The sequence below is a fragment of the Propionibacterium freudenreichii subsp. freudenreichii genome (genome assembly GCF_000940845.1).
GTDB lineage: Bacteria > Actinomycetota > Actinomycetes > Propionibacteriales > Propionibacteriaceae > Propionibacterium > Propionibacterium freudenreichii.
In genome coordinates this window covers 778,200-799,240 of sequence record NZ_CP010341.1, presented here as the reverse complement: position 1 = coordinate 799,240, position 21,041 = coordinate 778,200, and the positions used below count along the sequence as shown (strand labels likewise).

The 21,041-nt window shown below is 67.8% G+C and carries 15 protein-coding genes; 11 read left to right on the top strand and 4 right to left on the bottom strand.

The features are described from left to right. Positions 1-21 precede the first annotated feature (21 nt). On the top strand, positions 22-1,494 hold the full coding sequence (locus tag RM25_RS03350) for an ABC transporter permease (RefSeq protein ID WP_052809101.1): 1,473 nt from the start codon (positions 22-24) through the stop codon (positions 1,492-1,494). Positions 1,495-1,601: 107 nt separating this feature from the next. On the opposite strand, the gene RM25_RS03345 is transcribed toward RM25_RS03350, so the two are convergent. Further along, positions 1,602-2,948: a threonine/serine exporter family protein gene (locus tag RM25_RS03345; RefSeq protein ID WP_013160635.1), complete on the bottom strand. Its 1,347-nt coding sequence runs from the start codon at positions 2,946-2,948 to the stop codon at positions 1,602-1,604. A 131-nt stretch (positions 2,949-3,079) separates the two neighbouring features. On the opposite strand from RM25_RS03345, the gene RM25_RS03340 reads away from it, so the two are divergent. The 4 genes from RM25_RS03340 to RM25_RS03325 are packed head-to-tail and all read left to right on the top strand — an operon-like array spanning position 3,080 to position 6,197. Continuing rightward, on the top strand, positions 3,080-4,654 hold the full coding sequence (locus RM25_RS03340; protein ID WP_013160634.1) for an acyl-CoA carboxylase subunit beta: 1,575 nt from the start codon (positions 3,080-3,082) through the stop codon (positions 4,652-4,654). Between the two features lie 47 nt (positions 4,655-4,701). Continuing rightward, on the top strand, positions 4,702-4,914 hold the full coding sequence (locus RM25_RS03335) for an acyl-CoA carboxylase subunit epsilon (RefSeq protein WP_036939881.1): 213 nt from the start codon (positions 4,702-4,704) through the stop codon (positions 4,912-4,914). A 50-nt stretch (positions 4,915-4,964) separates the two neighbouring features. Then, positions 4,965-5,693, top strand: coding sequence for a Maf family protein (locus RM25_RS03330; protein WP_013160632.1), 729 nt, complete (start codon positions 4,965-4,967; stop codon positions 5,691-5,693). A 3-nt stretch (positions 5,694-5,696) separates the two neighbouring features. Beyond that, the gene (locus RM25_RS03325; protein ID WP_013160631.1) at positions 5,697-6,197 is read left to right on the top strand and encodes an NUDIX hydrolase; all 501 of its coding nucleotides are present in this window, start codon (positions 5,697-5,699) and stop codon (positions 6,195-6,197) included. Between the two features lie 90 nt (positions 6,198-6,287). Here the strand turns inward: RM25_RS03325 and RM25_RS12555 are convergent, their stop codons facing one another. After that, a complete protein-coding gene (locus RM25_RS12555; protein WP_144406036.1) occupies positions 6,288-6,767 on the bottom strand; it encodes a hypothetical protein in 480 nt (159 codons plus the stop codon). Between the two features lie 646 nt (positions 6,768-7,413). Here RM25_RS12555 and RM25_RS03315 point away from each other — a divergent pair. From RM25_RS03315 to RM25_RS03305, 3 genes are all read left to right on the top strand, one after another. Continuing rightward, entirely contained in the window at positions 7,414-8,229 is an 816-nt protein-coding gene (locus RM25_RS03315; protein WP_044636052.1) for an Fpg/Nei family DNA glycosylase, read from the top strand. Between the two features lie 155 nt (positions 8,230-8,384). Further along, complete coding sequence (locus RM25_RS03310; RefSeq protein ID WP_013160627.1) at positions 8,385-10,166, top strand: acetyl/propionyl/methylcrotonyl-CoA carboxylase subunit alpha; 1,782 nt, start codon at positions 8,385-8,387, stop codon at positions 10,164-10,166. Between the two features lie 52 nt (positions 10,167-10,218). Beyond that, the gene (locus RM25_RS03305; RefSeq protein ID WP_013160626.1) at positions 10,219-10,761 is read left to right on the top strand and encodes a 2'-5' RNA ligase family protein; all 543 of its coding nucleotides are present in this window, start codon (positions 10,219-10,221) and stop codon (positions 10,759-10,761) included. A 27-nt stretch (positions 10,762-10,788) separates the two neighbouring features. Here the strand turns inward: RM25_RS03305 and RM25_RS03300 are convergent, their stop codons facing one another. Continuing rightward, positions 10,789-11,796 (bottom strand): dihydroorotate dehydrogenase-like protein, encoded by a 1,008-nt coding sequence (locus RM25_RS03300; protein WP_036939518.1) that lies wholly within the window; start codon positions 11,794-11,796, stop codon positions 10,789-10,791. Positions 11,797-11,799: 3 nt separating this feature from the next. Then, the gene (gene nifJ / locus RM25_RS03295; protein WP_172664100.1) at positions 11,800-15,438 is read right to left on the bottom strand and encodes a pyruvate:ferredoxin (flavodoxin) oxidoreductase; all 3,639 of its coding nucleotides are present in this window, start codon (positions 15,436-15,438) and stop codon (positions 11,800-11,802) included. Between the two features lie 347 nt (positions 15,439-15,785). On the opposite strand from nifJ, the gene RM25_RS03290 reads away from it, so the two are divergent. The 3 genes from RM25_RS03290 (at position 15,786) to RM25_RS03280 (ending at position 20,590) form a co-directional block, all read left to right on the top strand. After that, entirely contained in the window at positions 15,786-17,618 is a 1,833-nt protein-coding gene (locus RM25_RS03290) for a DUF2207 domain-containing protein (RefSeq protein WP_144406035.1), read from the top strand. Between the two features lie 137 nt (positions 17,619-17,755). Next, the gene (locus RM25_RS03285) at positions 17,756-18,799 is read left to right on the top strand and encodes a zinc-binding dehydrogenase (RefSeq protein WP_044636050.1); all 1,044 of its coding nucleotides are present in this window, start codon (positions 17,756-17,758) and stop codon (positions 18,797-18,799) included. 465 nt (positions 18,800-19,264) lie between these two features. Beyond that, positions 19,265-20,590 carry an ISL3-like element ISPfr2 family transposase gene (locus tag RM25_RS03280; RefSeq protein WP_026138135.1) on the top strand — a complete coding sequence of 442 codons (1,326 nt, stop codon included), beginning with the start codon at positions 19,265-19,267 and terminating at the stop codon, positions 20,588-20,590. Positions 20,591-21,041: the final 451 nt, after the last annotated feature.

The window sequence follows — 21,041 nt, the reverse complement described above, 5'->3', positions numbered from 1 at the left end:
CTCATCTGAGAAGACCCGGCAATGGGCAGCCTCTATCCGCATCCGGCCGACCTGGTGGCGGCCAATACGGCGGCCAACGCCTCAACCGGCGTCGTGGCGATGTACGGCCACATCTCCGATGTCGGTTCGGTCGGCGGGGTCGGGTCAACGAAGATGGCGATGATCAACTTCATCATCCTGGCCTTCCTGGTGGTGGCCCTGGTGCGACGCCATACTCGCGCCGAGGAGGAGACGGGACGCCAGGAGCTGATCGGCTCCGCCCCGATCGCCCGCCACGCGCCCCTGACGGCCGCGGTGCTCCTGGCCGGTGCCACGTCGGTGGCATGCGGGCTGGTCACCTGGCTGTGCGTCTGGGCCGGCGGCTGGCCCTCCGCCGGCTCAATGCTCTATGGACTGGCGCTGGCCGGCGTGGGCCTGTCGTTCACCGGCATCACGGCCGTCGCGGTGCAGCTGTCGGCCAACAACCGCACCTGCGGCATCTGGGCCTTCTCGGCGATCGGGCTGTCCTTCGTGCTGCGCATGATCGGCGATGTCTACTGGAACCGGCCCGCCCACGTGCTGTCGTGGCTGTCGCCGTTGGGCTGGGGACAGCAGGTGCGGCCCTACGACGGGAACCATGCCTGGGCCCTGGTGGTGCCGCTTGCCTTCTTCGCCGCCACCGTGGCGCTCGCCTTCGTGCTGCTGTCGCACCGTGACCTGGGTGCCGGCCTGTTCGCGGAACGCGCCGGGACGGCCCATACTCTCATGGGCAGTGCGGCCGCCCTTGCCTGGCGGTTGCAACGCGGATCATTCATCGCCTGGCTTGCCTGCTATGTGATCTTCGGGGCACTGGCCGGCGGCATGTCGGGTTCCATGCAGGGCATGATCAACGCCGACGGCGAGGCGATGCTGCGCGCCATGGGAGGCGTGGGCCACCTCAACGACCTCTACTTCACGCTGATCAGCGCCTTCGCCGCCCTCGGTGCCGCCGCATACGGCGTTGCGACGGTGCTGCGGATGCGCAGCGAGGAGAGCTCGGGGCACCTGGAACAGTTGCTGGCCACTCCCCTGACGAGGACGAGGTTCGCGGGGTCCTATCTGGTGCAGGCCGTGCTCGGCTCGGCGGTGCTGGTGGCACTGCTGGGCGCGACGGCGGCCACCCTGCACACCACCTCACCCGGCGGTGGGGGCTGGCGGCGGGTGTTCAGTGGCGCCCTCATCGGGCTGCCCGGCATCTGGCTGCTCACGGCACTGGCCTTCGTGGCACTCGCCTGGCTTCCCCGCCTGGATTGGCTCGGCTGGGCATTCCTGGGCTGGGTGGTCGTGGTCGACGAGTTGGGGGCACTGCTGAAGTTCCCCGGCTGGCTGCTCAAGGCCTCCCCGTTCGCCCACCTGCCGAAGCTCCCGGTGGAGCCGATGACCTGGGCGCCCGTGCTCGTCATCACCGCACTTGCGGCGGTGCTGGTGGCGATTGGATTCGTGGGCTACCGACGCCGCGACATGCCGGTGGTCTGAGGCGGGTCCGACTCATCGGACAGCGCGTCGGCCAGTGCCGCCCGGTCGTCCAACCCTCCGGTCGACCAATCCCACTCGCGTCGGTGGACCCACCCGGTCGATCAGCATCACTCATCAGAGGGCGCCGAATAGTCGATGTCGCGCTTGGCGAATTCGGCGTCACTGCTGAGGAAGGCGTGTGGGCTGCGCCGCCAGCGCACCATCGTCCAGCCCGGATCGGTGCACATGCGCGCGACGGCGAGCCCGGCAGCCAGCGCCATCACCCCCACCAGGGCGTCGGTGCCATAGGCCAGTGACTGGGTGATGTCGTGGGCGTTGAACCAGTACATCGTGCGGTACATCGACGTGCCCGGCACCATGATCACTGCGCCGGGGACCGACAGGGTGATGCGCGGCAGGTCATTGTTCTTGGCGAGCATCCAAGCCAGCATGCCGACGACGAATCCGCCCACGAGACTGGCCATCTGGGTGGGCATGCCGATGCGCTGGGCGTAGAGCCGCATCATATTTGCCACCATCCCGGCGATCGCCGCGCGCAGCATCATCGTGCGCGTGGAGTTGAACATCACGGCGAATCCGCAGATGCCCACGAAGGTGGCGGCGGCATTGCCCACCCACCACAGCACGCCGGTCAGCTCCGCGCCGGGCACCAGTGGTTGCAGGCCGGTGGCCAGCGAGACGGCCCAGGCGGCGGCGCCCGCCGACAGGATGATCGCCAACGCGTAGAACGCCCGGGGCAGGCCGGCGGTGAAGTCGAGGCGGGCGATGTCGAGGATCGAGGTGATCATCGGGAAGCCCGGGATGAGGAAGAGGATGGCCGCCACATAGCCCGTGCCATCCACGCCGTGGAGCACATGCCAGGGGATCGTGCGGCAGGCCAGCGTGAGCAACAGGTACACCGAGCTGGCCGTGGCAGCGGCCAGCGCCGCGGTGCCGAACTGGTTGATCCCACGCTTGGCCAGCGCCCGACGCACGCCCTGGCCGCAGGCGGCCCCGAAGAAGACCAGCACCGCGTCGGTCAATGAGAAGTGGTTCAGCACGGCGAATGCGGCGCACGCGATACCGGCGGCGAGCATGTTGACCCACCACGGCCACCGACCGCGCACATGGCGTGCGATGTGATCGAGCTGGTCCTCGAGCTCGCGGGCGGTGGAACCGTCGGGCAGGGCGCGCGCCAGGCGTTCCAGCGCTCCGATCCGCGAGGCATCCACGGCCACCCGCGGCACTTCCCGCACCACGGTGCGGAAGTTGTCGCCCTTGTGGGTGGTGGTGATGATCTCGGTCAGCGACACCGACGCATCATGGCGGTCCATGCCGATGGCCTCGGCAGCCCGCGCCATCGCATGCTTCACCCGATAGGCGCCGGTGCCGGCACTGAGCAGCATCGAGCCCAGGCGCACCACCGCCTCTGTTCCGTCGATGAAGTCCCGATCATGGCGTGAGTCGTCGATCACGTCCCCAATCTTTCACGACCGTCCGACACGGCAGCGACGCAAACACCCGCTGGCGCGCCACGCCGACATCGGGGCGTGTGAGCTACGGGACATGTGTCGCACACCGATTCGGCACGACTAAGGTTCCCCCTATGGCGAATCTCCGTACTACCGCCGGCAAGCTCGCTGATCTCGGCGACCGGATCGACAAGGCAGTCCACGCCGCGTCGGCAACCAGCGTCGACAAGCAGCATGCTCGCGGCAAGATGACCGCTCGTGAACGGGTGCTCACCCTGCTCGACGAGGGCACCTTCACCGAAATGGACGAATTCGGGCGGCACCGCAGCACCAAGTTCGGCATGGAAAAGCGTCGACCCTATGGCGATGGCGTGATCATCGGCGTGGGAGCCATCCATGAGCGTCCGGTCTGCGTGTTCAGTCAGGACGTCGGCATCTTCGGCGGTTCGCTCGGACAGGTGTACGGCGAGAAGATCTGCAAGATCATCGACTTCGCCGTGAAGACCGGCGTACCGCTGATCGGCATGAACGAGGGCGGCGGGGCCCGCATCCAGGAGGGGGTGGTCTCCCTGGGGATGTACGGCGAGATCTTCCGCCGCAACACGATGGCGTCGGGCGTCATCCCCCAGATCAGCCTCATCATGGGTGCCGCAGCCGGCGGGCACGTCTACTCCCCCGCGCTGACCGACTTCGTGGTGATGGTCGACCAGACCAGCCAGATGTTCATCACCGGCCCCGAAGTGATCAAGACGGTCACCGGCGAGGACGTCTCGATGGAGGAGTTGGGCGGCGGACGCACCCACAACGCCATTGCGGGCAATGCCCACTACCTGGCCGCCGACGAGGCCGATGCCATCGAATATGTGCGCGACCTGGTGAGCTACCTGCCGCAGAACAACCTCGAGGATCCCCCGGTCTATGACTTCCCCGATGACGTGGACGTGCCGATCAACGACCATGACCGCACGCTGGATGCCCTGATCCCCGACGACGCCTCGCACTCCTATGACATGTCCGAGATCATCCGCACCGTGCTGGACGATGACGAGTTCCTCGAGGTGATGGGCATGTACGCGCCCAACATCGTGTGCGGCTTCGGTCGCGTCGAGGGACGCAGCATCGGCGTGGTGGCCAACCAGCCCTCGCAGCTGGCCGGCGTGCTCGACATCAAGGCCAGCGAGAAGGCCGCCCGCTTCGTGCGCACCTGCGACGCCTTCAACATCCCGATCCTCACCTTCGTCGACGTGCCCGGCTTCCTGCCCGGCGTCGACCAGGAGCACAACGGCATCATCCACCGCGGCGCGAAGTTGATCTACGCCTATGCCGAGGCCACCGTGCCGAAGATGACGGTGATCACCCGCAAGGCCTATGGCGGCGCCTACATCGTGATGGGCTCCAAGCACCTCGGTGCCGACGTCAACCTGGCCTGGCCCACCGCACAGATCGCGGTGATGGGTGCCTCGGGCGCCGTCAACATCCTGTACCGCAAGGAGCTGGCGGAGGCCGACGATCCCGATGCCGAGCGTGAGCGCCTGATGGGCGAGTACGAGGAGGAGATGTCGAACCCCTATGTGGCTGCCGAACGCGGCTACGTGGACCAGGTGATCTATCCCCATGAGACCCGCTCGCAGGTGATCCGCTTCCTGCGGCTGCTGCGCACCAAGCGTGAGGCGCTGCCGCCCAAGAAGCACGGGAACATCCCGCTGTGAGCACCATGTCGGGCCACCCCAGTGGTGGCGGATGGCCGTCGGGCCCGTTGTCGGCGCCCAGCGCGCCGCTGGTGGTCAAGGGCGACCCCACCGACGAGGAACTCGGTGCCGTGGCGGCCGTGCTGGCCGCGCTCACGGCCGAGTCGGGTCCCTATGAGAACGAGGACCGTCAGGTGCCCAGCGGTTGGAAGTCCTACTGGCGGGTGGTGCGCCAGCCGCTCATCCCGGCCCACGAGGGCTGGCGGGGCAGCCTGCGCTGAGCGGTCGCGTCCCGATGTCGGGTGCATAGGGCGAACAGTAGGCTGAAGACGTGAAACTGGTTCTCGGTTCGTCATCCCCCGCCCGGCTTGCCACCCTGCACTCCGCCGGCCTGCGACCGATCGCCATCTCCCCCGACATCGACGAGACGGCCCACATGGATGAGGGCATCGACGAGCTCACCGCCCGCCTGGCCGAGCAGAAGGGCAACTCGGTGCGCCGCCAGCTGCGTGAACGCGGCTTGCTGGACGAACCGGTCGTGCTGCTGGCCTGCGACACCATGCTCGAGATCGAGGGCAATATCGTCGGCAAGCCCGGCACCGCCGAGAAGGCCGTGATGCGCTGGTACCGCATGCGTTCGCGCCAGGGCGTGATCCACACCGGCCACTATGTGGCCGTGCTGCGCGATGGCATGGCACACGAGCAGACGCGGGTGGCCACCACGATCGTCGACTTCGCCGACCTGACGGATGCCGAGATCGCCGACTATGCCGCCACCGGCGAACCACAGAACGTGGCCGGCGGCTTCACCATTGACTCCCTGGGTGGGCCCTTCGTCATGGGCGTGCACGGCGATCCGCACAATGTCGTGGGCATCTCGTTGCCGCTGGTGCGCCAGATGCTGCTCGACCTGGGAGTGAGTTGGTTCAGCCTGTGGGACCGCCCGCTGAGTGAGGCGTGGCAGGAACGCCACGGCGCCATCGCCGCCACGAAACCCGGCGTACCGGCCGAGTCCGGCTCACCGCAGGGTCCCGGGGCACCGGCCGACCGGGGCGAATAGGCCATGACCACTCCCGACTTCGTCCTGCGACTGCGCGCAGCGATCGGGCATGATCCCCTGTGGCTGATCGGCGCGTCGGCCATCGTGCTGCGCCCGGGTGACACCGGCCAGCAGGTGCTGCTCGGCAAGCGGTCTGATTCGGGCCGGTGGTCGTCCATTGACGGCATCGTCGAGCCCGGCGAGGCCCCCGAGGAGACCGCGGTGCGCGAATGCCTCGAGGAGACCGAGCTCGCCGTGGAGGTGGAGCGGCTGGTGATGACCGGCGTGCTCGGCCCGATCCGCTATCCCAACGGCGACGTGTGCTCCTTCGTCGACCATGTCTTCCGGTGCCATGTCACCGGTGGACGGGCCGGCACCGGCGACCGGGAGAACACTGCAGTGCGCTGGTTCGGCGTGGACACGCTGCCGGCCGACATTGATCCGGTGGTGGTGCGCCGCATCCGGGTGGCCGTGGAGAACCCGCGCGAGGTCGTGCTGGCGGGTCGCTACCCCGAATACGCCTGACGCGGTTGCTGGTGGTCCGGGCTGCTTCGACGCGCCCTGCCGGCCGGTTGTTGGAGCCGGGGTCAAGGCCAAGCTCTGGGGCCGACCTCGTCAGAGGTGACGCAGCGTGAGGCCGGCCAGCTGGTCGTCCATGGTGAACGCACCTTCCCAGCCGGGTGCATCAAAGATCAGGGAGTCCCCGCTCCCGGCGGTGAGGGTGAATCCCAGCGAGCTGAGGGCGTTGCGCAGGTAGTCGTAGAGCTGTTGGCCCTGCGAACCGGGCACCACGAGGGTGACCACATTCGTCTGGTCAACCCGTTGACGTTGTTCGAGGCCATCGGGCACGCGAAAGCCCTGCGGACCATTGACGAAGCCCAGGGAGGCCAGCGTCACCCCACCCAGGGACGACGGGTCGACCGACGGTGCCTGCGAGATGGGCGAAGCCACTGCGGAAGCGGCCCGGCTTGAGGAGGCCGGGGCCGTGGAGCCACCCGATCCGGCCGAGCAGGCGCTGAGCACCAGGGCGGACCCCAGGCATCCGGCGATCAGCGCGCACCAACGCGTACTGCGGGACGGATGACTCGCTTGCATGCCACCAGCGTAGGTGCTGGGGCTGGAAATGGCCCGCCTGCCGAACGCTCACGGCCCTCCACGCCCCATGCGATGCCGTTCATTCTCCCGTGAGAATTAGAGCAATTCCCTTTGAATCCACCTCCGGCCTCCCTCGGGCGTCGCCGCATCCCGCCAAGTCTCTTGGAATTCCTTGACGCCTGGGCCGACAGCGTCAGACACTGGAGCCGTGACCCCCGGTTGCACATCTCCCATCCCCCCAGGAAAATATGAATCTTTCCAGAAATGAGGAGCCAGAATCATGAGTCTATCCGTGGGAGAAGTCGCGATTCTTTGCGGATGGGCCTTGTCCGTTCTGCTTTCGGTGTGGTTCTGCTACAGGTATCCAGTGAGTCGGATCCACATGGTCCTCATGCTGGTAGTTGCCGTCGCACTGCCGGTGGTGGGTGCACTTATCAACACGGCCTACGTGGTGTTCAACCTCAGCCGTCGGCGCAGCTCCGAACCTCGCTCGTGACCCAGCCCGCGCGCCATCTCGTCCACCATGCGGGTTCCGGTCCTCCCCCGGGCCGGAACCCGTGGACGCCACGGTGACAGGAACCGACGGACCCCACCGGTGCCATCCTCATTTCGGTGGACAGTTGTCCGGTCAGGTAAACCTGAAGACATGCCTGAGGGACACGTACTGCACGGACTTGCCGCACGATTCAATGAGCTGTTCGCCGACGAACAGGTGCAGGTGAGCTCCCCGCAGGGCCGCTTCGCCGAGTCGGCCGCACTGATCGATGGCAGCACCCTGGTGCAGGCCCAGGCATGGGGCAAGCACCTGTTCGTGCGCTTCGACGCACCGATTGCCGATCCCATCGTGCACATCCACCTGGGGCTCATCGGCAAGCTGTCGTTCACCGAGCTGGCGCCGCCGGTGGGCCAGGTGCGCGTGCGCATCAATGACGGCACCTGGGCCGCAGACCTGCGCGGGCCCCAGATCTGCCGGCTCATCTCCGAGGACGAGGAGGCGGCCGCCACCAAGAAGTTGGGCGCCGACCCGCTGCGCAGCGACTCCGATCCCGAACGGGCCTGGACGAAGGTGCACCGCTCGGGCAAGCCCATCGCGTCGCTGCTGATGAACCAGGCGATCTTCGCCGGCGTCGGCAACATCTACCGGGCCGAGGTGCTGTTCCGTCATCGCATTGACCCCCAGTGCCCCGGCAACAAGCTCCACCGGGCGAGCTTCGACCTGATGTGGAACGACCTCGTGCAGCTGATGCGCCTGGGGGTCCGTGACGGGCGCATCGACACCGTCTATCCCGAACACACCCCCGAGGCGCTGGGGCGCCCGCCGCGCGTCGACGCCCATGGGGGCGAGGTCTATGTCTACCGTCGCGCCGACCAGCCATGCCTGGTGTGCGGCTCGCCGATCCACGAGACCACCCTTGAGGGACGCCACCTGTTCTGGTGCGGACGCTGCCAGCGACGTCACTGACCCCACCCCCGGCGACGCCGGAGGCCTGCCCATCGTGGATCCCGGAACTGGAAATGCCGGCGCCGGCAATCTCGACGGCGCGGGGCGACGCCCCGTGAGGGGCCCGGTGTCCTAGACTCCTTGGGGAACCCAACGGGGTTGCTTCAGGAGGAATTGTGGTCGCTGTCGACACCACTCGCACCATCACGAAGGTGCTCATTGCCAATCGTGGCGAGATCGCGGTGCGGATCATCCGTGGCGCCAGGGATGCCGGGCTGGAAAGCGTGGCCATCTACGCCGACGCCGACTCTGCGTCGCTGTTCGTCGAGATGGCCGACGAGGCGTTCGCGCTCAACGGCGCCACACCGGCCGAGACCTATCTGGACATCGACAAGATCATCGCCATCGCGAAGCGCTCCGGCGCCGACGCGGTGCACCCCGGGTATGGCTTCCTGTCCGAGAACTCGAACTTCGCGCAGGCCGTCGTGGACGCCGGCATGGTGTGGATCGGGCCCCCGCCCGCAGCGATCGAATCCCTCGGTGACAAGGTGACGGCGCGCCACATCGCCCAGAAGGTCGGCGCCCCGCAGGTGCCCGGCACCACTGATCCGGTCAAGAATGCCGATGAGATCATCGAATTCGCCAAGACACACGGGCTGCCGATTGCCATCAAGGCCGCATTCGGCGGCGGCGGCCGCGGCCTCAAGGTGGCCCGCACGCTGGAGGAGATCCCGGCGAAGTTCGAATCCGCCACCCGCGAGGCGATCACGGCCTTCGGACGCGGCGAATGCTTCGTGGAGCGCTACCTCGATCGTCCCCGCCACGTGGAGACCCAGTGCCTGGCCGACGAATACGGCAACGTCGTCGTGGTGTCCAGCCGCGACTGCTCATTGCAGCGCCGCCACCAGAAGCTCGTCGAGGAGGCACCGGCGCCCTTCCTCAGCGACGATCAGCTCGACCAGCTCTATTCGTCGTCGAAGGCGATCCTCAAGGAGGCCGGCTATGTCAGCGCCGCCACCTGTGAGTTCCTCGTCGGCCTGGACGGCACGATCAGCTTCCTCGAGGTGAACACCCGCCTGCAGGTGGAGCACCCGGTGACCGAGCAGGTCAGCGGCGTCGACCTGGTGCGCGAGCAGTTCCGTATCGCCTGCGGCGGCCACCTCGACTACCCCGATCCCCGCCTTGAGGGCCACAGCTTCGAATTCCGCATCAACGCCGAGGACCCGGGACGCAACTTCATGCCCGCCCCCGGCACCCTCACCAAGTTCCAGCCGCCGTGCGGGTCCGGGGTGCGCATGGACGAGGGCTACCACGCCGGCATGAGCGTGCCGGGCGCCTTCGACTCACTCGTCGCGAAGCTGGTGGTCTACGGCGCCGACCGCGTTGAGGCCCTGGAACGTGCGCGGCGTGCGCTCGACGAGCTGGTCGTGGAGGGCATGCCCACCGTGGTGCCCTTCGACCGGGCCGTGGTGCGCGATCCGGCCTTCACCGCCGAGGACGGCAAGTTCGCCGTGTTCACCGACTGGATCGAAACCGAATTCGACAACCACATCGAGCCCTACGCCGGCGATCTGGGCGTGGCCGAGGAGCCGGTTGAGCGCCAGAGCGTCGTGGTGGAGGTCAATGGCCGCCGCCTCGAGGTGACACTTCCGGCAGGCCTGCAGGCCGGGCCCGCCAAGTCGTCCAAGTTGCGCAAGCCCACCAAGCGTGGTCGCGGCGGCGGGAAGATCGCCGAGGTCAGTGGCGACGCGCTCACCGCACCCATGCAGGGCACCATCGTCAAGACGTCGGTGCAGGAGGGCCAGCACGTCGACGAGGGTGAGACCGTGCTGGTGCTCGAGGCCATGAAGATGGAGCAGCCCATCGCTGCCCACCGTTCCGGTGTGGTGCACAACCTGGTGGCCGCCGGCACCGCCGTCGCCAGCGGTGATGTGCTCTGTGAGATCACCGACGCCTGAGCCGGGGTGGCGTCCCCGTGCGGACGCCACAAGCAGTGCGGACGTCGGGAACTTGGCGGACGTCGACCCGCTGGCGAGCATGGACCCCCAGTGGCGCGGCCATGCCGTCCTGTTGGTGCCGGTGCCCGAGCTGGAACCCTTCGCCCGCGAACGCACACGGTTCTACGACCGCTCGTTCCTCAGCGACGACCCGCGGTTCTTCCAGGCGCACATCACGGTGCTCGCGCCGTTCATGGCGGTGCCCGAGCGTTCCCGCATCGCCCCGATCGTGGACGCCCTGCATCCCTTTGACTTCGAATTGTCGCAGCTGGGCGTGTTCCCCGATGGGCTCATTCACCTACGCCCCGAGCCCGACGCGCCACTGCGGGACGCGATCGGCCGCGCCGTCGAGGCCTTTCCCGAGGTGCGCGGCTACGGCCACCCGGCACCGGTGCCCCACCTGAGCCTGGACCGACTCTCACCACAGGTGAGCGTGCAGTCGACGCGCGCGCTGTTGGGCAAGCTGGTGCCCGCCCACTGCCGCGCCGACCGCATCCAGCTGTGCTGGTACGAGTCCGACCATTGCCGGGTGCTCGACGAGTGGGAGTTGCGCTGATCGGTCCCGGCTCCGGTCGGGTGGTCGTCAGTTCCAGCTGTGCAGGATCTGCATGTACTGGGCGCGCTCGAAGGCCTCCGGGTCGTCCACCGACGAGGCATTCATCGAACCGCGCAGCTGGTCCACCGACTCGTAGTCGTGGCTGGCCAGCCACTGGCGCATGTCGGCAACCATCTGCGAGATCTCCGCCGGCCCCCGGCTGAGCACCGCCGAGGTGGTGCAGGCCACGGTGGCCCCCACGAGCAGCGACTTGATCACATCGGCGCCGCTGTGCACGCCACCGGTGATCGCGATCTGCAGGTCCGGCACCTGGGCCGACAGGATGCCCGCCCAGCGCAGGCGCAACGGCAACTCGGCTGAGGTCGACAGCGCCAATGTCGGATGCACCGACAACGCCTCAAGGTCGAGGTCGGGGCCGTAGAAGCGGTTGAACAGCACCACCGCACGGGCACCGGCCTGCAACGCCCGCGGGGCGAAGTGGGCCACCGAGCTGATGAACGGGGAGACCTTCACCGCCAACGGCAGGTCGCCGATGGCCTTCTTCACATCGGTGATGATCGTCAGGTAGTCGTCCTCGACCGCCTCGGGCGACTGCCCGGGGTCGGCCGCGACGTTGTACAGGTTGAGCTCGATGGCGTCGGCGCCGGCACGGGCGAGCATGCCCGCGTAGCCCGACCAGTTGCCCGGGTGCGAGCCGTTCACCGAGGCGATCACCGGGATGGTGAGCGCCTGCTTGGCCTGCTGCACGAGCAACACGTGACGGTTGGTGCCCTGGTCGCCCTGGTCCACCTCGACGAGCGGCGAGGAGGCGAACTCGGCGAACTCGTCACCGCTGTCGAGCAACCCGGCAGCCTCCAGCTCCTCGTCCTCCGCCTCCTCGGCGAACAGGCTCGGCAGCACCACGGCTCCGGCTCCTGCGGCCTCGATGGCACGCAGCTTGTCGACGTGGGCATTGAGCGGACTGGCCGATGAGATCACCGGACACTTCAGCTCCAGGCCCAGGTAGTTGGTGGAGATGTCGACGTTGGTGGTCATGGCTCACTCCCCTGCTTTCGTCGTGCCCGCGGCTCCCGAATCGCCCGACGGGGGCGTCACGGTGCCACCGGGCTCAGGAGTTGGCGAGGTGACCGGCTGGTCGTCGTCGGCAGCACCCTCCCGCTCGGCGGGCAGCACGCGGGTGACGCCGGCCAGCTGGCTGTAGTAGCGCCAACGCTCGTCGGCATCGGCCTGGGCCAGGTCACCCAGCTCACGGGCCCGGTCGGGATAGGCCCGCTGCAGCATCGCGAAGCGCGCCTCGCTGCCCATGAAGTCGGCGACCTTGCCCATCGGCGCCCTGGAGTCCATGTGCAGGGGCACCGCATCGGCATCCTCGCTGGGACGGAAGCGGTACAGCGGCCAGTATCCGGTGCGCACCGCATCGCCCTGGTGGGTCATCGACGTCTCCATGTCGATGCCGTGGGCGATGCAGGTGGAGTAGGCGATGATCAGGCTCGGCCCGTCCCATGCCTGCGCCTCGGACAGGGCGCGCACGGTCTGCTGCTGGTTGGCCCCGATGGCCACCTGCGCCACATAGACGTCGCCATAGGCCTGGGCGATCATGCCGAGGTCCTTCTTGGCGCTCGCCTTGCCGTGGGGGGCGAACTTTGCCGCCGCCGCGCGGGGCGTCGCCTTGGACGCCTGCCCGCCGGTGTTGGAGTACACCTCGGTGTCGAGCACGAGCACATTGACGTTGTGCCCCGAGCCGAGCACATGGTCCAGTCCGCCCGAGCCGATGTCGTAGGCCCAACCGTCGCCGCCGATGATCCACACCGACTTCTCGACCAATTCGTCGGCCAGGGTTGCCAGCCGCTGCGCCGTCGCGTCGGAACGGTCGGCCAGGGCCTCCTTCAAGCGCGTCACGCGCTCGCGCTGGGCGTCGATTCCGGGCTCGTCATGCTGATCGGCGCCCAGCAGCTCGCCCACCAGGTCGGCGTCCAATCCCCCGACATGTTCCAGCAGGCGTCGTGCCTCGGCGTTCTGCTGTTCCCAGCCCAGGCGCATGCCCAGGCCGAACTCGGCGTTGTCCTCGAACAGGGAGTTGCTCCACGCCGGGCCCCGTCCGGCCGCATTGGTGGCGTAGGGGGCCGTCGGCAGGTTGCCGCCGTAGATCGACGAGCAGCCAGTCGCATTGGCGATGAGCATCCGGTCGCCGAACAGCTGGGTGAGCGTCCTGATGTAGGGCGTCTCGCCGCAGCCGGAGCAGGCCAGCGAGAACTCGAAGAGCGGCTGCAACTGGGCCACGCCCTTCACCTGGTCGTGACGTACCTTCGAACGGTCGATCTCGGGAAGCCCCAGGAAGAAGTCGAAGTTGGCGCGCTCCGTCTCGAGGTGCTCACGGCGCGGCTCCATGTTGAGCGACTTGTGCTTCACCTCGGTCTTCGACTTGGCCGGGCAGACGTCCACGCAGATGCCGCAACCGGTGCAGTCATCGGGGGCCACCTGCACCACCAGGCGATGGCCGGCGAGCTTGCGGTCGCGGTAGTTCTTCGACTTGAAGCCCTGGGGGGCGTCGGCGAACTCGGCCTCGGGGGCCACCTTGATGCGGATTGCCGCATGCGGGCAGGTGATGGCGCACTTGCCGCAGTCGATGCACAGGCTCTCGTCCCAGATCGGGATGTCGGTGGCGATGCCACGCTTCTCGTACTTGCTCGTGGCGATCGGCCACGTGCCGTCAACGGGCAGCGCACTGACCGGCAGGGCGTCGCCCTCGCCGCGCAGCATCGCGCCGGTGACGCGCTTGACGAAGTCGGGTGCCGCGTCGGGCAGTGGCGCCATGCGGTGCTGGTCGCCGACCACGCCGGCGGGCACCTCCAGGTGGCTCAGCGCCTCGATGGCGGCGTCGACGGCGGCGAAGTTCCGCTCGACGATCACCCGGCCGCGCCGGCCGTAGGTCTTGTCGATGCTCTCCTTGATGCGCGGGATCGCCTCGGCCTGGTCGACCACACCCGACAGGTAGAAGTAGCAGGGCTGCATGATCGTGTTGATGCGGTGCCCCAGCTTGGTCTTGATGGCGATCGCGGTGGCGTCGATCACCCAGACGTCGAGCTTGCGGTCGAGGATGATCTGCTGGATCTCCACTGGCAGGTGCGCCCAGGAATCGGCGCCGAACGGCGAGTTGATGAGCACCTTCGCGCCCGGCTTGGCCAGGTCGAGGGTGGGCATCTTCTCGAGCAGCTCGAACTGGTGCACCGCCACGAAGTCGGCCGCATCGATCAGATAGGGCGCGTCGATCGGCTTGTCGCCGAAGCGCAGGTGGCTCACCGTGGTGGCCCCCGACTTGCGCGAGTCATAGACGAAATAGCCCTGGCCGTAGCGGCCATCGGCCGCGATGATCTTCACCGAGTTCTTGGACGCCCCGACGGTGCCGTCGGAACCCAACCCGTAGAAGACGGCGGTCAGGCCGGGATGGTCGATGGTGAAGGAGTCGTCCACCGGCAGCGACAGGTGCGAGACGTCATCGTTGATGCCCACGGTGAAGCGACGATGCGGAGCGGGCGTGGCCAGGTCGTCGAAGACGGCCTTGACCATGGCGGGGGTGAACTCCTTGGAGCTCAGGCCATAGCGTCCGCCGGTGAACTTCGGCATGCCGGCATCGAAGTGGTCGGCCTCATCGGCCAGCGCGGTGATCACATCGGCCAGCAGGGGCTCCCCGGCCGAGCCGGGCTCCTTGGTGCGGTCGAGCACGGCGATGTGGCGCACCGAGGTGGGCAGCGCCGCCGCGAGTTGCTCGGTGGGGAAGGGACGGAACAGGCGCACCTGCAGCACGCCGAGCTTCTGCCCGGCCGCGTTGAGGGCGTCGACGGTCTCACGGGCCGTGTCGCCACCCGAACCCATGATCACGATGACGCGATCGGCGTCCGGCGCACCGTGGTAGTCGACCAGGTGGTACTGGCGTCCACTGCGCTCGGCCAGCTCGTCCATCACCTCCTGCACCACCGAGGGGGTGACGTCGTAGAAGGGGTTGGCGGCCTCGCGGGCCTGGAAGAAGACGTCCGGGTTCTGGGCGGTGCCGCGCAACATCGGCGCGTCCGGGGTCAGGCCGCGTTCGCGATGAGCGGAAACATCGTCTTCGCGGACGAGTGCCGTCAGGTCATCACGGGTGAGGGTCTCGATCGTGTTCACCTCGTGGCTGGTGCGGAAACCATCGAAGAAGTGGACGAAGGGCACCCGGGTGCGCAACGTGGCCGCATGGGCCACCGCCGCCAGGTCGTGGGCCTCCTGCACCGATGCCGAGGCGAGCATGCCCCAACCGGTCTGGCGCACGGCCATCACATCGGAGTGGTCGCCGAAGATCGACAGCGCATGGGTGGCAACCGCGCGCGCCGCGACGTGGATCACCGCCGGAGTCAGCTCGCCGGCGATCTTGTACATATTCGGGATCATGAGCAAAAGGCCTTGTGAGGCCGTGAACGTGGTGCCGAGCACACCCTTGGTCACGGCGCCGTGCAGGGCACCGGCCGCGCCGGCCTCCGACTGCATCTCCACCACCTGGGGCACGCCACCCCACAGGTTGGTGCGCCCGGCGGCGCTCCACGCATCACAGCTCTCGGCCATCGCGGAGCTCGGGGTGATCGGGTAGACCGCGATCACCTCGCTGAACGCGTGGGCGACACGGGCGGCGGCTTCATTGCCGTCCATGGTTTCGCGATGTTGCCCCGCGGACGCGGTCGGTCGTGCAGAAGTGGTCGTGCCGTGATCGGGGTCGACGCTCGTTGTCATCCATGGCCTCCTGAGCTCTACCCCTTTCTTACCGCACGCGACCCCCGGGGACGAGCCCCCATGGGCCTGCTGAGATGCCCGCACGCGCACCTGCCGGCGGATACGCACGGACGTGCCCGCACCTGCCGTCGTCGACGCAACACCGCCTTCGGGCCAACGACCCTGCCCCGGCGACGCAACCCTGCGCCGGGGGCGACCGACGCCGGCGCACTGCGGGTCAGGCGCATTGCCCGCTGGGCCCCGGAAGCTCGCGATAGCCTGCCAGAGTGTTGCACTTGTCGTCGGGCCGGCCACGCGGCGGACCCTCCGGGATGCGCCGCGGGGTTCACGGTGCCGTGGTGCTACTGCTCGGCGCCATGATGGCGACCCTGTGGGTGGCCCTCGGCCCCGGCACGCCGGCCCGTGCCCAGACCGACCAACCGGTGTTCACCCGCTACGACGAGACGCTTTCACTGGACGCACAGGGCGTGGCAACCGTGGTGATCGACGCCACCTTCGACACCGGGAACGGAAGCTCTGCCGGACCGGCACTGTCGTTTCCGCGTCGGGTGGAGGTGCCCCCCGCCCAGGGCCGGCCCCGGTTCCGCCAGCTGACCAACACCATCACCGATGTCACCAGCCCCAGCGGGGCACCCACCGGCGTGCGCCACACCAGCACGGTGGACACCGACCTGTTCCGCATCGGCGACCAGACCAACCAGATCAGGGGCGTGCAGCACTACCGGGTGAGCCTGCAGATCGACGGGCTGGTCACCCCGACCGACAGTGGCGATGAGCTCGCCTGGGAGGCCGTGGACGCCGTCGACACGCTCGCGCGCAACGAGGCCAGCTTCACCATCGAGGCTCCGGGGGCAGCCACGTCGAGCCGGTGCGCCACCGACCTGCAACCGGTCGGCTCGTGCCCGATCACGAGCAACGACTCGGGCGTCAGCGCCTCGGTGAGGGACCTGGCGGCCGCCGACGCGGTGCGCATCAACGTGACCTACCCGAGCGGCACCTTCACCGATGTGAGCGAGGACTACACCGTCCACCGCACCCTGGCCGACCGCTTCCCACTCACTGCCGTGGACATCATCGGCGGCCTGGCCTTCGGGCTCATCGGACTGATCGGCTCCGTCGGCTATGCCCTCACGCAGGGTCGCGACCGACGCTGGGATTCCTCGCACGCCGGGGATCGCAAGCCGCCGCCCGACACCCGCGTGGTCACCGGGGGGCGTCGCCGCGTGCCGCTGCGCACCGAGCCCCCCGAACAGACGCTGCCGGGCGAGGTTGGATTCCTCCTGGAGACCCACACCGAAACCGACCAGATCACGGCGACCCTGATCGACCTGGCGGTGCGTGGGTTCCTCACCGTGCACCGCGAGGATGACTCCAGTTGGACGTTCCGGCGCACCCAGACCGACGCCAGCACCCTGGCCACTTACGAGCGCACCGTGCTCAAGCGGCTGTTCCCGAAGGTCAAGGGACGCATCCGGGTGACGTCCAGCACCGGTGAGGCGAGCCGGGCAAAGGGCAGCTTCACCACCACCCGCGAGGCCATCGCCCGCCGGGTCGGGGCGCTGGGTTGGTTCCGGGTGCCGCCCGACAAGGCGCGCTTCCGTTCACACCGCTTTGGTGTGGTCATCTGCATGTTCGGGTTGTTGACGCTCATCCCGTTCGTGGGCTTCATGGGCCTGGGCCTGTGGTCGGCCGGCATCATCCTCGCCGGCATCTGCGTGCTGGCGATCATGCCCTTCACCCCCTCGCGCACCCCCCAGGGCAGCGCCGTGCTGGAACAGGCCGAGGGCTTCCGCCAGTTCCTGTCCGATCCCGATCCCGAGTTGATCGACTGGAAGCACAGCGGCGATGTCTTCAGCCGTTGCCTGCCCTGGGCGGTCGTGTTCGGCGTCGACGCCCAGTGGACCGCGCTGTTCCAGAAGCTCACCGACGAGGGCCGCTATCGCCCACAGCTCGCGTGGTACGAGAGCCTGCACGGATCGGTGTGGGCCACGCAGGGCCATATCGAGGCGCTGAGCTCGCTGACCAGCAGCTTCAACCACGCCGTGGCCGCCGCCGATCGCCATGCGGCTGCGGTGAGTGGGCTCGACGACTCCGAATGAGCCGGCCCGGCTGCACGTCCTTCTCGCACGGTCAGACTTGAGTGCCCTTCTGTGAACTTTGGGTGCCCCCGTCGTGGTCGCCGCTCAGAGCGAGATAGTTTTGAGGGTAAAGACAGCCGTTCAAAGGAGCACACCCCATGGCTGAAACGATGCTTGCCGAGCGTTTCTACGCGAAGGACCACAGTATTCACCTCGAGGAGATCCCGATCCCCGAACCGGGACCCGGCGAGGTTCTCATGAAGGTCGCCTACTGTGGCATCTGTCATTCCGACCTGAGCCTGATCAATGGCAACTTCCCGCCGTCACTGCCGGTGGTCACCCAGGGCCACGAGGCCAGCGGCACCATTGTCAAGCTCGGACCGGGCGTCACCGGTTGGAGCGTCGGCGACCGTGTCATCCCCTCGGCCGGACGTCCCTGCATGGTGTGCCGCAAGTGCCGCCGCGGCGACTTCGCCAGCTGCCTGCACCTGCACCTGATGGCCTTCGCCTACGACGGCGCCTGGGCCCAGTACCACGTGGCCTCGGCCATGGGCCTCACCAAGATCCCCGACAACGTTGCCATGGATCAGGCCGCCCTGCTCGCTGACGCAGTATCCACCCCCTACGCCGCCGTGGTGCGCACCGCCCAGGTGCACACCGGAAATGCCGTGGCCATATGGGGCGTCGGCGGCGTCGGCACGCACCTCGTGCAATTGGCGCGTGGCGCCGGCGCCGTGCCGCTGATCGCCATTGACCTGAACGACGAGGTGCTGGAGCGGGCCAAGCGCCTGGGCGCCGACTTCGCCTTCCACTCCGATGATCCCGACCTGATGAAGAAGATCGAGGAAGTCACCAACGGCCGCATGATCGACGTCGCCTTCGACGCCGTCGGCATCCAGGCCACGGTGCGGGCAGCCGTCGAATCGCTCGACGTCAACGGCAAGGTCGTCACGCTGGGCCTGTCCGACCAGGACATTGACGCCGGCCCGTTCCTGGACTTCAACCTGCAGCGCAAGCAGGTGCGTGGCCACCTCGGCTACCAGGGCCAGGACATCGCGATCCTTGCCGAGATGCTCTCGTTCGGACGCCTGGACCTGTCCGAATCCATCAGCGACGTGGTACCGCTGTCCGAGGTTGAGCGCGGCATCGACGACCTGAAGAACCACAAGGGCAACCCGATCCGCATCCTCGTGAAGCCCTGAACGAACCGTTGACCACACAGGGGGCGGGAACGCGCAGATCTGATCTGTGGGTTCCCGCCCCCGAGTCGTTCAAGGTCTGGACGCTACTGCCAGCCACCCATTGCGGGGCGTCCGCTCCCCCATCGGAGGGACTAACGGCGCCTCGAGAGCTCTGCCCGCGCAGCCCGACACTGAAGCACCAGGACCAGTTCGAAGGCGGTAGCCACGACCACTGCAATGATCCCCGCAAGAAGGTCACTGAACGCATAAACCAGCGCAAGGCAGAAGACCGCGGCAAACAGAATCAAGCAAAAGATGGGTACAGCGACAGTCCTCCCGTAATGAGCGTCGCCTCGGCGCAGGGAAGAATGAATCCGGGTCTTCTCAGATGAGGGTGTAGGTCGGCCGGGCGCGTCGGTCCGCAGATAGACGTCGAGGTCTCCCGACGATGGAGGTTCCTACGCCATCCATCCGAAAGACCTCGACGTGTCCGACGCTACCCCGCCGGCCGGCTTCGGCCGCCCTGACCTGACCGCCTTCGCTCGACTCGACGGCCTCGGTCTGAGCGTGACCGGACAACGACTTGAACCGGATCGTGCGGTCCTCGCGTGCCGCGTGGTGGAACCAGATCAGTGGTGCCGACGGTGCGGCAGCGAAGGCGCTGCTCGTGACACCGTGATCCGGCGGTTGGCCCACGAGCCGCTGGGCTGGCGACCGACCGTGCTGGAAGTTGTAGTGCGCCGCTACCGCTGTGCCGACTGCGGACACGTGTGGCGCCAAGACACCAGCGCCGCGGCGGAGCCACGCGCGAAGCTCTCGCGCACCGGGCTGCGGTGGGCGCTGGAAGGGATCGTGGTCGCACACCTCACCGTCGCCCGTGTCGCCGAGGGACTCGGGGTCGCGTGGGACACCGCCAACAACGCGGTCCTGGCTGAAGGCAAGCGGCTGCTGATCAACGACCCCACGCGGTTTGAGGGCGTGAAGGTCATTGGCGTCGATGAGCACGTCTGGCGCCACACCAGGCGTGGCGACAAGTACGTCACCGTGATCATCGACCTCACCCCGGTCCGCGATGGCGCCGGCCCAGCAAGGCTGCTGGACATGGTCGAGGGCCGGTCGAAGGCGGCGTTCAAGACCTGGCTCGCCGACCGCGACGACGCCTTCCGTGACGCGGTCGAGGTGGTCGCGATGGACGGCTTCACCGGGTTCAAGACCGCCGCTGCAGAGGAGATCCCGGACGCGGTCACGGTGATGGATCCCTTCCACGTCGTGCGCCTGGCCGGTGACGCCCTCGACAGGTGCCGGCGCCGGGTCCAACTCGCGATCCACGGGCACCGTGGGTTCAGGGACGACCCGCTCTACAAGTCGCGGCGCACGCTGCACACCGGCGCGGACCTGCTCACCGACAAGCAGAGCGACAGGCTACGCGCGCTGTTCGTTGATGACGCTCACGTCGAGGTCGAGGCGACCTGGGGTGTCTACCAGCGCATGATCGCCGCCTATCGCCACGAGGACCGGCAACGTGGCCGCGAGCTCATGGAGAAGCTGATCACCGACCTCAGCGCCGGCGTCCCCAAGGTGCTCACCGAGCTCACCACCCTGGGCCGGACCCTGAAGAAGCGAGCCGCTGACGTGCTCGCCTACTTCGAACGACCCGGCACCAGCAACGGGCCGACCGAGGCGCTCAACGGACGGCTCGAACACCTGCGCGGCTCCGCACTCGGGTTCCGCAACCTGACCAACTACATCGCCCGAAGCCTGCTCGAGACCGGCGGCTTCAGACCCCAACTCCTACACCCCCGATTGGGATGAGCCATGAATCCAGGCCTGGGCTCCGACAATCGCGAGGACCCCAGCCAAGCACTCCACCGCGACAACCCCGATCCTTGCGTCGCCAGCCGTGAACATCATCCACGGAAGCACGAGAACCGACAAGGCACCTGCTGCCACGCAGGCTCCGATGGCCACGCGAGCGGTTGCCACCTCGTTTCCCCTCATCCCCGAACCTCCTACCCGCTCCGGACCCCACTCACTGGAAGCCTAGGGGGACCGGCATCCTGACATGCCCGGCTGGTCACAACCGCACCATGGGAGCCTGCCCCAGCCGGTCGCGGAGAGGAAGGCAAGTACCAACTCCTGTCGGATCCGGGTGATTCACCGCATGCCCACATGACCATCGTGACGCCTCACCGTGAGATGCGGCCACCGCCCATCGGCAGGACAGCCACGCACGTGCGCGTCTACGCTTCAAGGGTCAAACATC

What these genes read in the sequence shown, in the direction of transcription:
- RM25_RS03350 (WP_052809101.1), top strand. Translation starts at nt 22, where the DNA reads ATGGGCAGCCTCTATCCGCATCCGGCCGACCTGGTGGCGGCCAATACG.
- RM25_RS03340 (WP_013160634.1), top strand. Translation starts at nt 3,080, where the DNA reads ATGGCGAATCTCCGTACTACCGCCGGCAAGCTCGCTGATCTCGGCGAC.
- RM25_RS03325 (WP_013160631.1), top strand. Translation starts at nt 5,697, where the DNA reads ATGACCACTCCCGACTTCGTCCTGCGACTGCGCGCAGCGATCGGGCAT.
- RM25_RS12555 (WP_144406036.1), bottom strand. Translation starts at nt 6,767, where the DNA reads ATGCAAGCGAGTCATCCGTCCCGCAGTACGCGTTGGTGCGCGCTGATC.
- RM25_RS03315 (WP_044636052.1), top strand. Translation starts at nt 7,414, where the DNA reads ATGCCTGAGGGACACGTACTGCACGGACTTGCCGCACGATTCAATGAG.
- RM25_RS03300 (WP_036939518.1), bottom strand. Translation starts at nt 11,796, where the DNA reads ATGACCACCAACGTCGACATCTCCACCAACTACCTGGGCCTGGAGCTG.
- nifJ (WP_172664100.1), bottom strand. Translation starts at nt 15,438, where the DNA reads ATGGACGGCAATGAAGCCGCCGCCCGTGTCGCCCACGCGTTCAGCGAG.
- RM25_RS03285 (WP_044636050.1), top strand. Translation starts at nt 17,756, where the DNA reads ATGGCTGAAACGATGCTTGCCGAGCGTTTCTACGCGAAGGACCACAGT.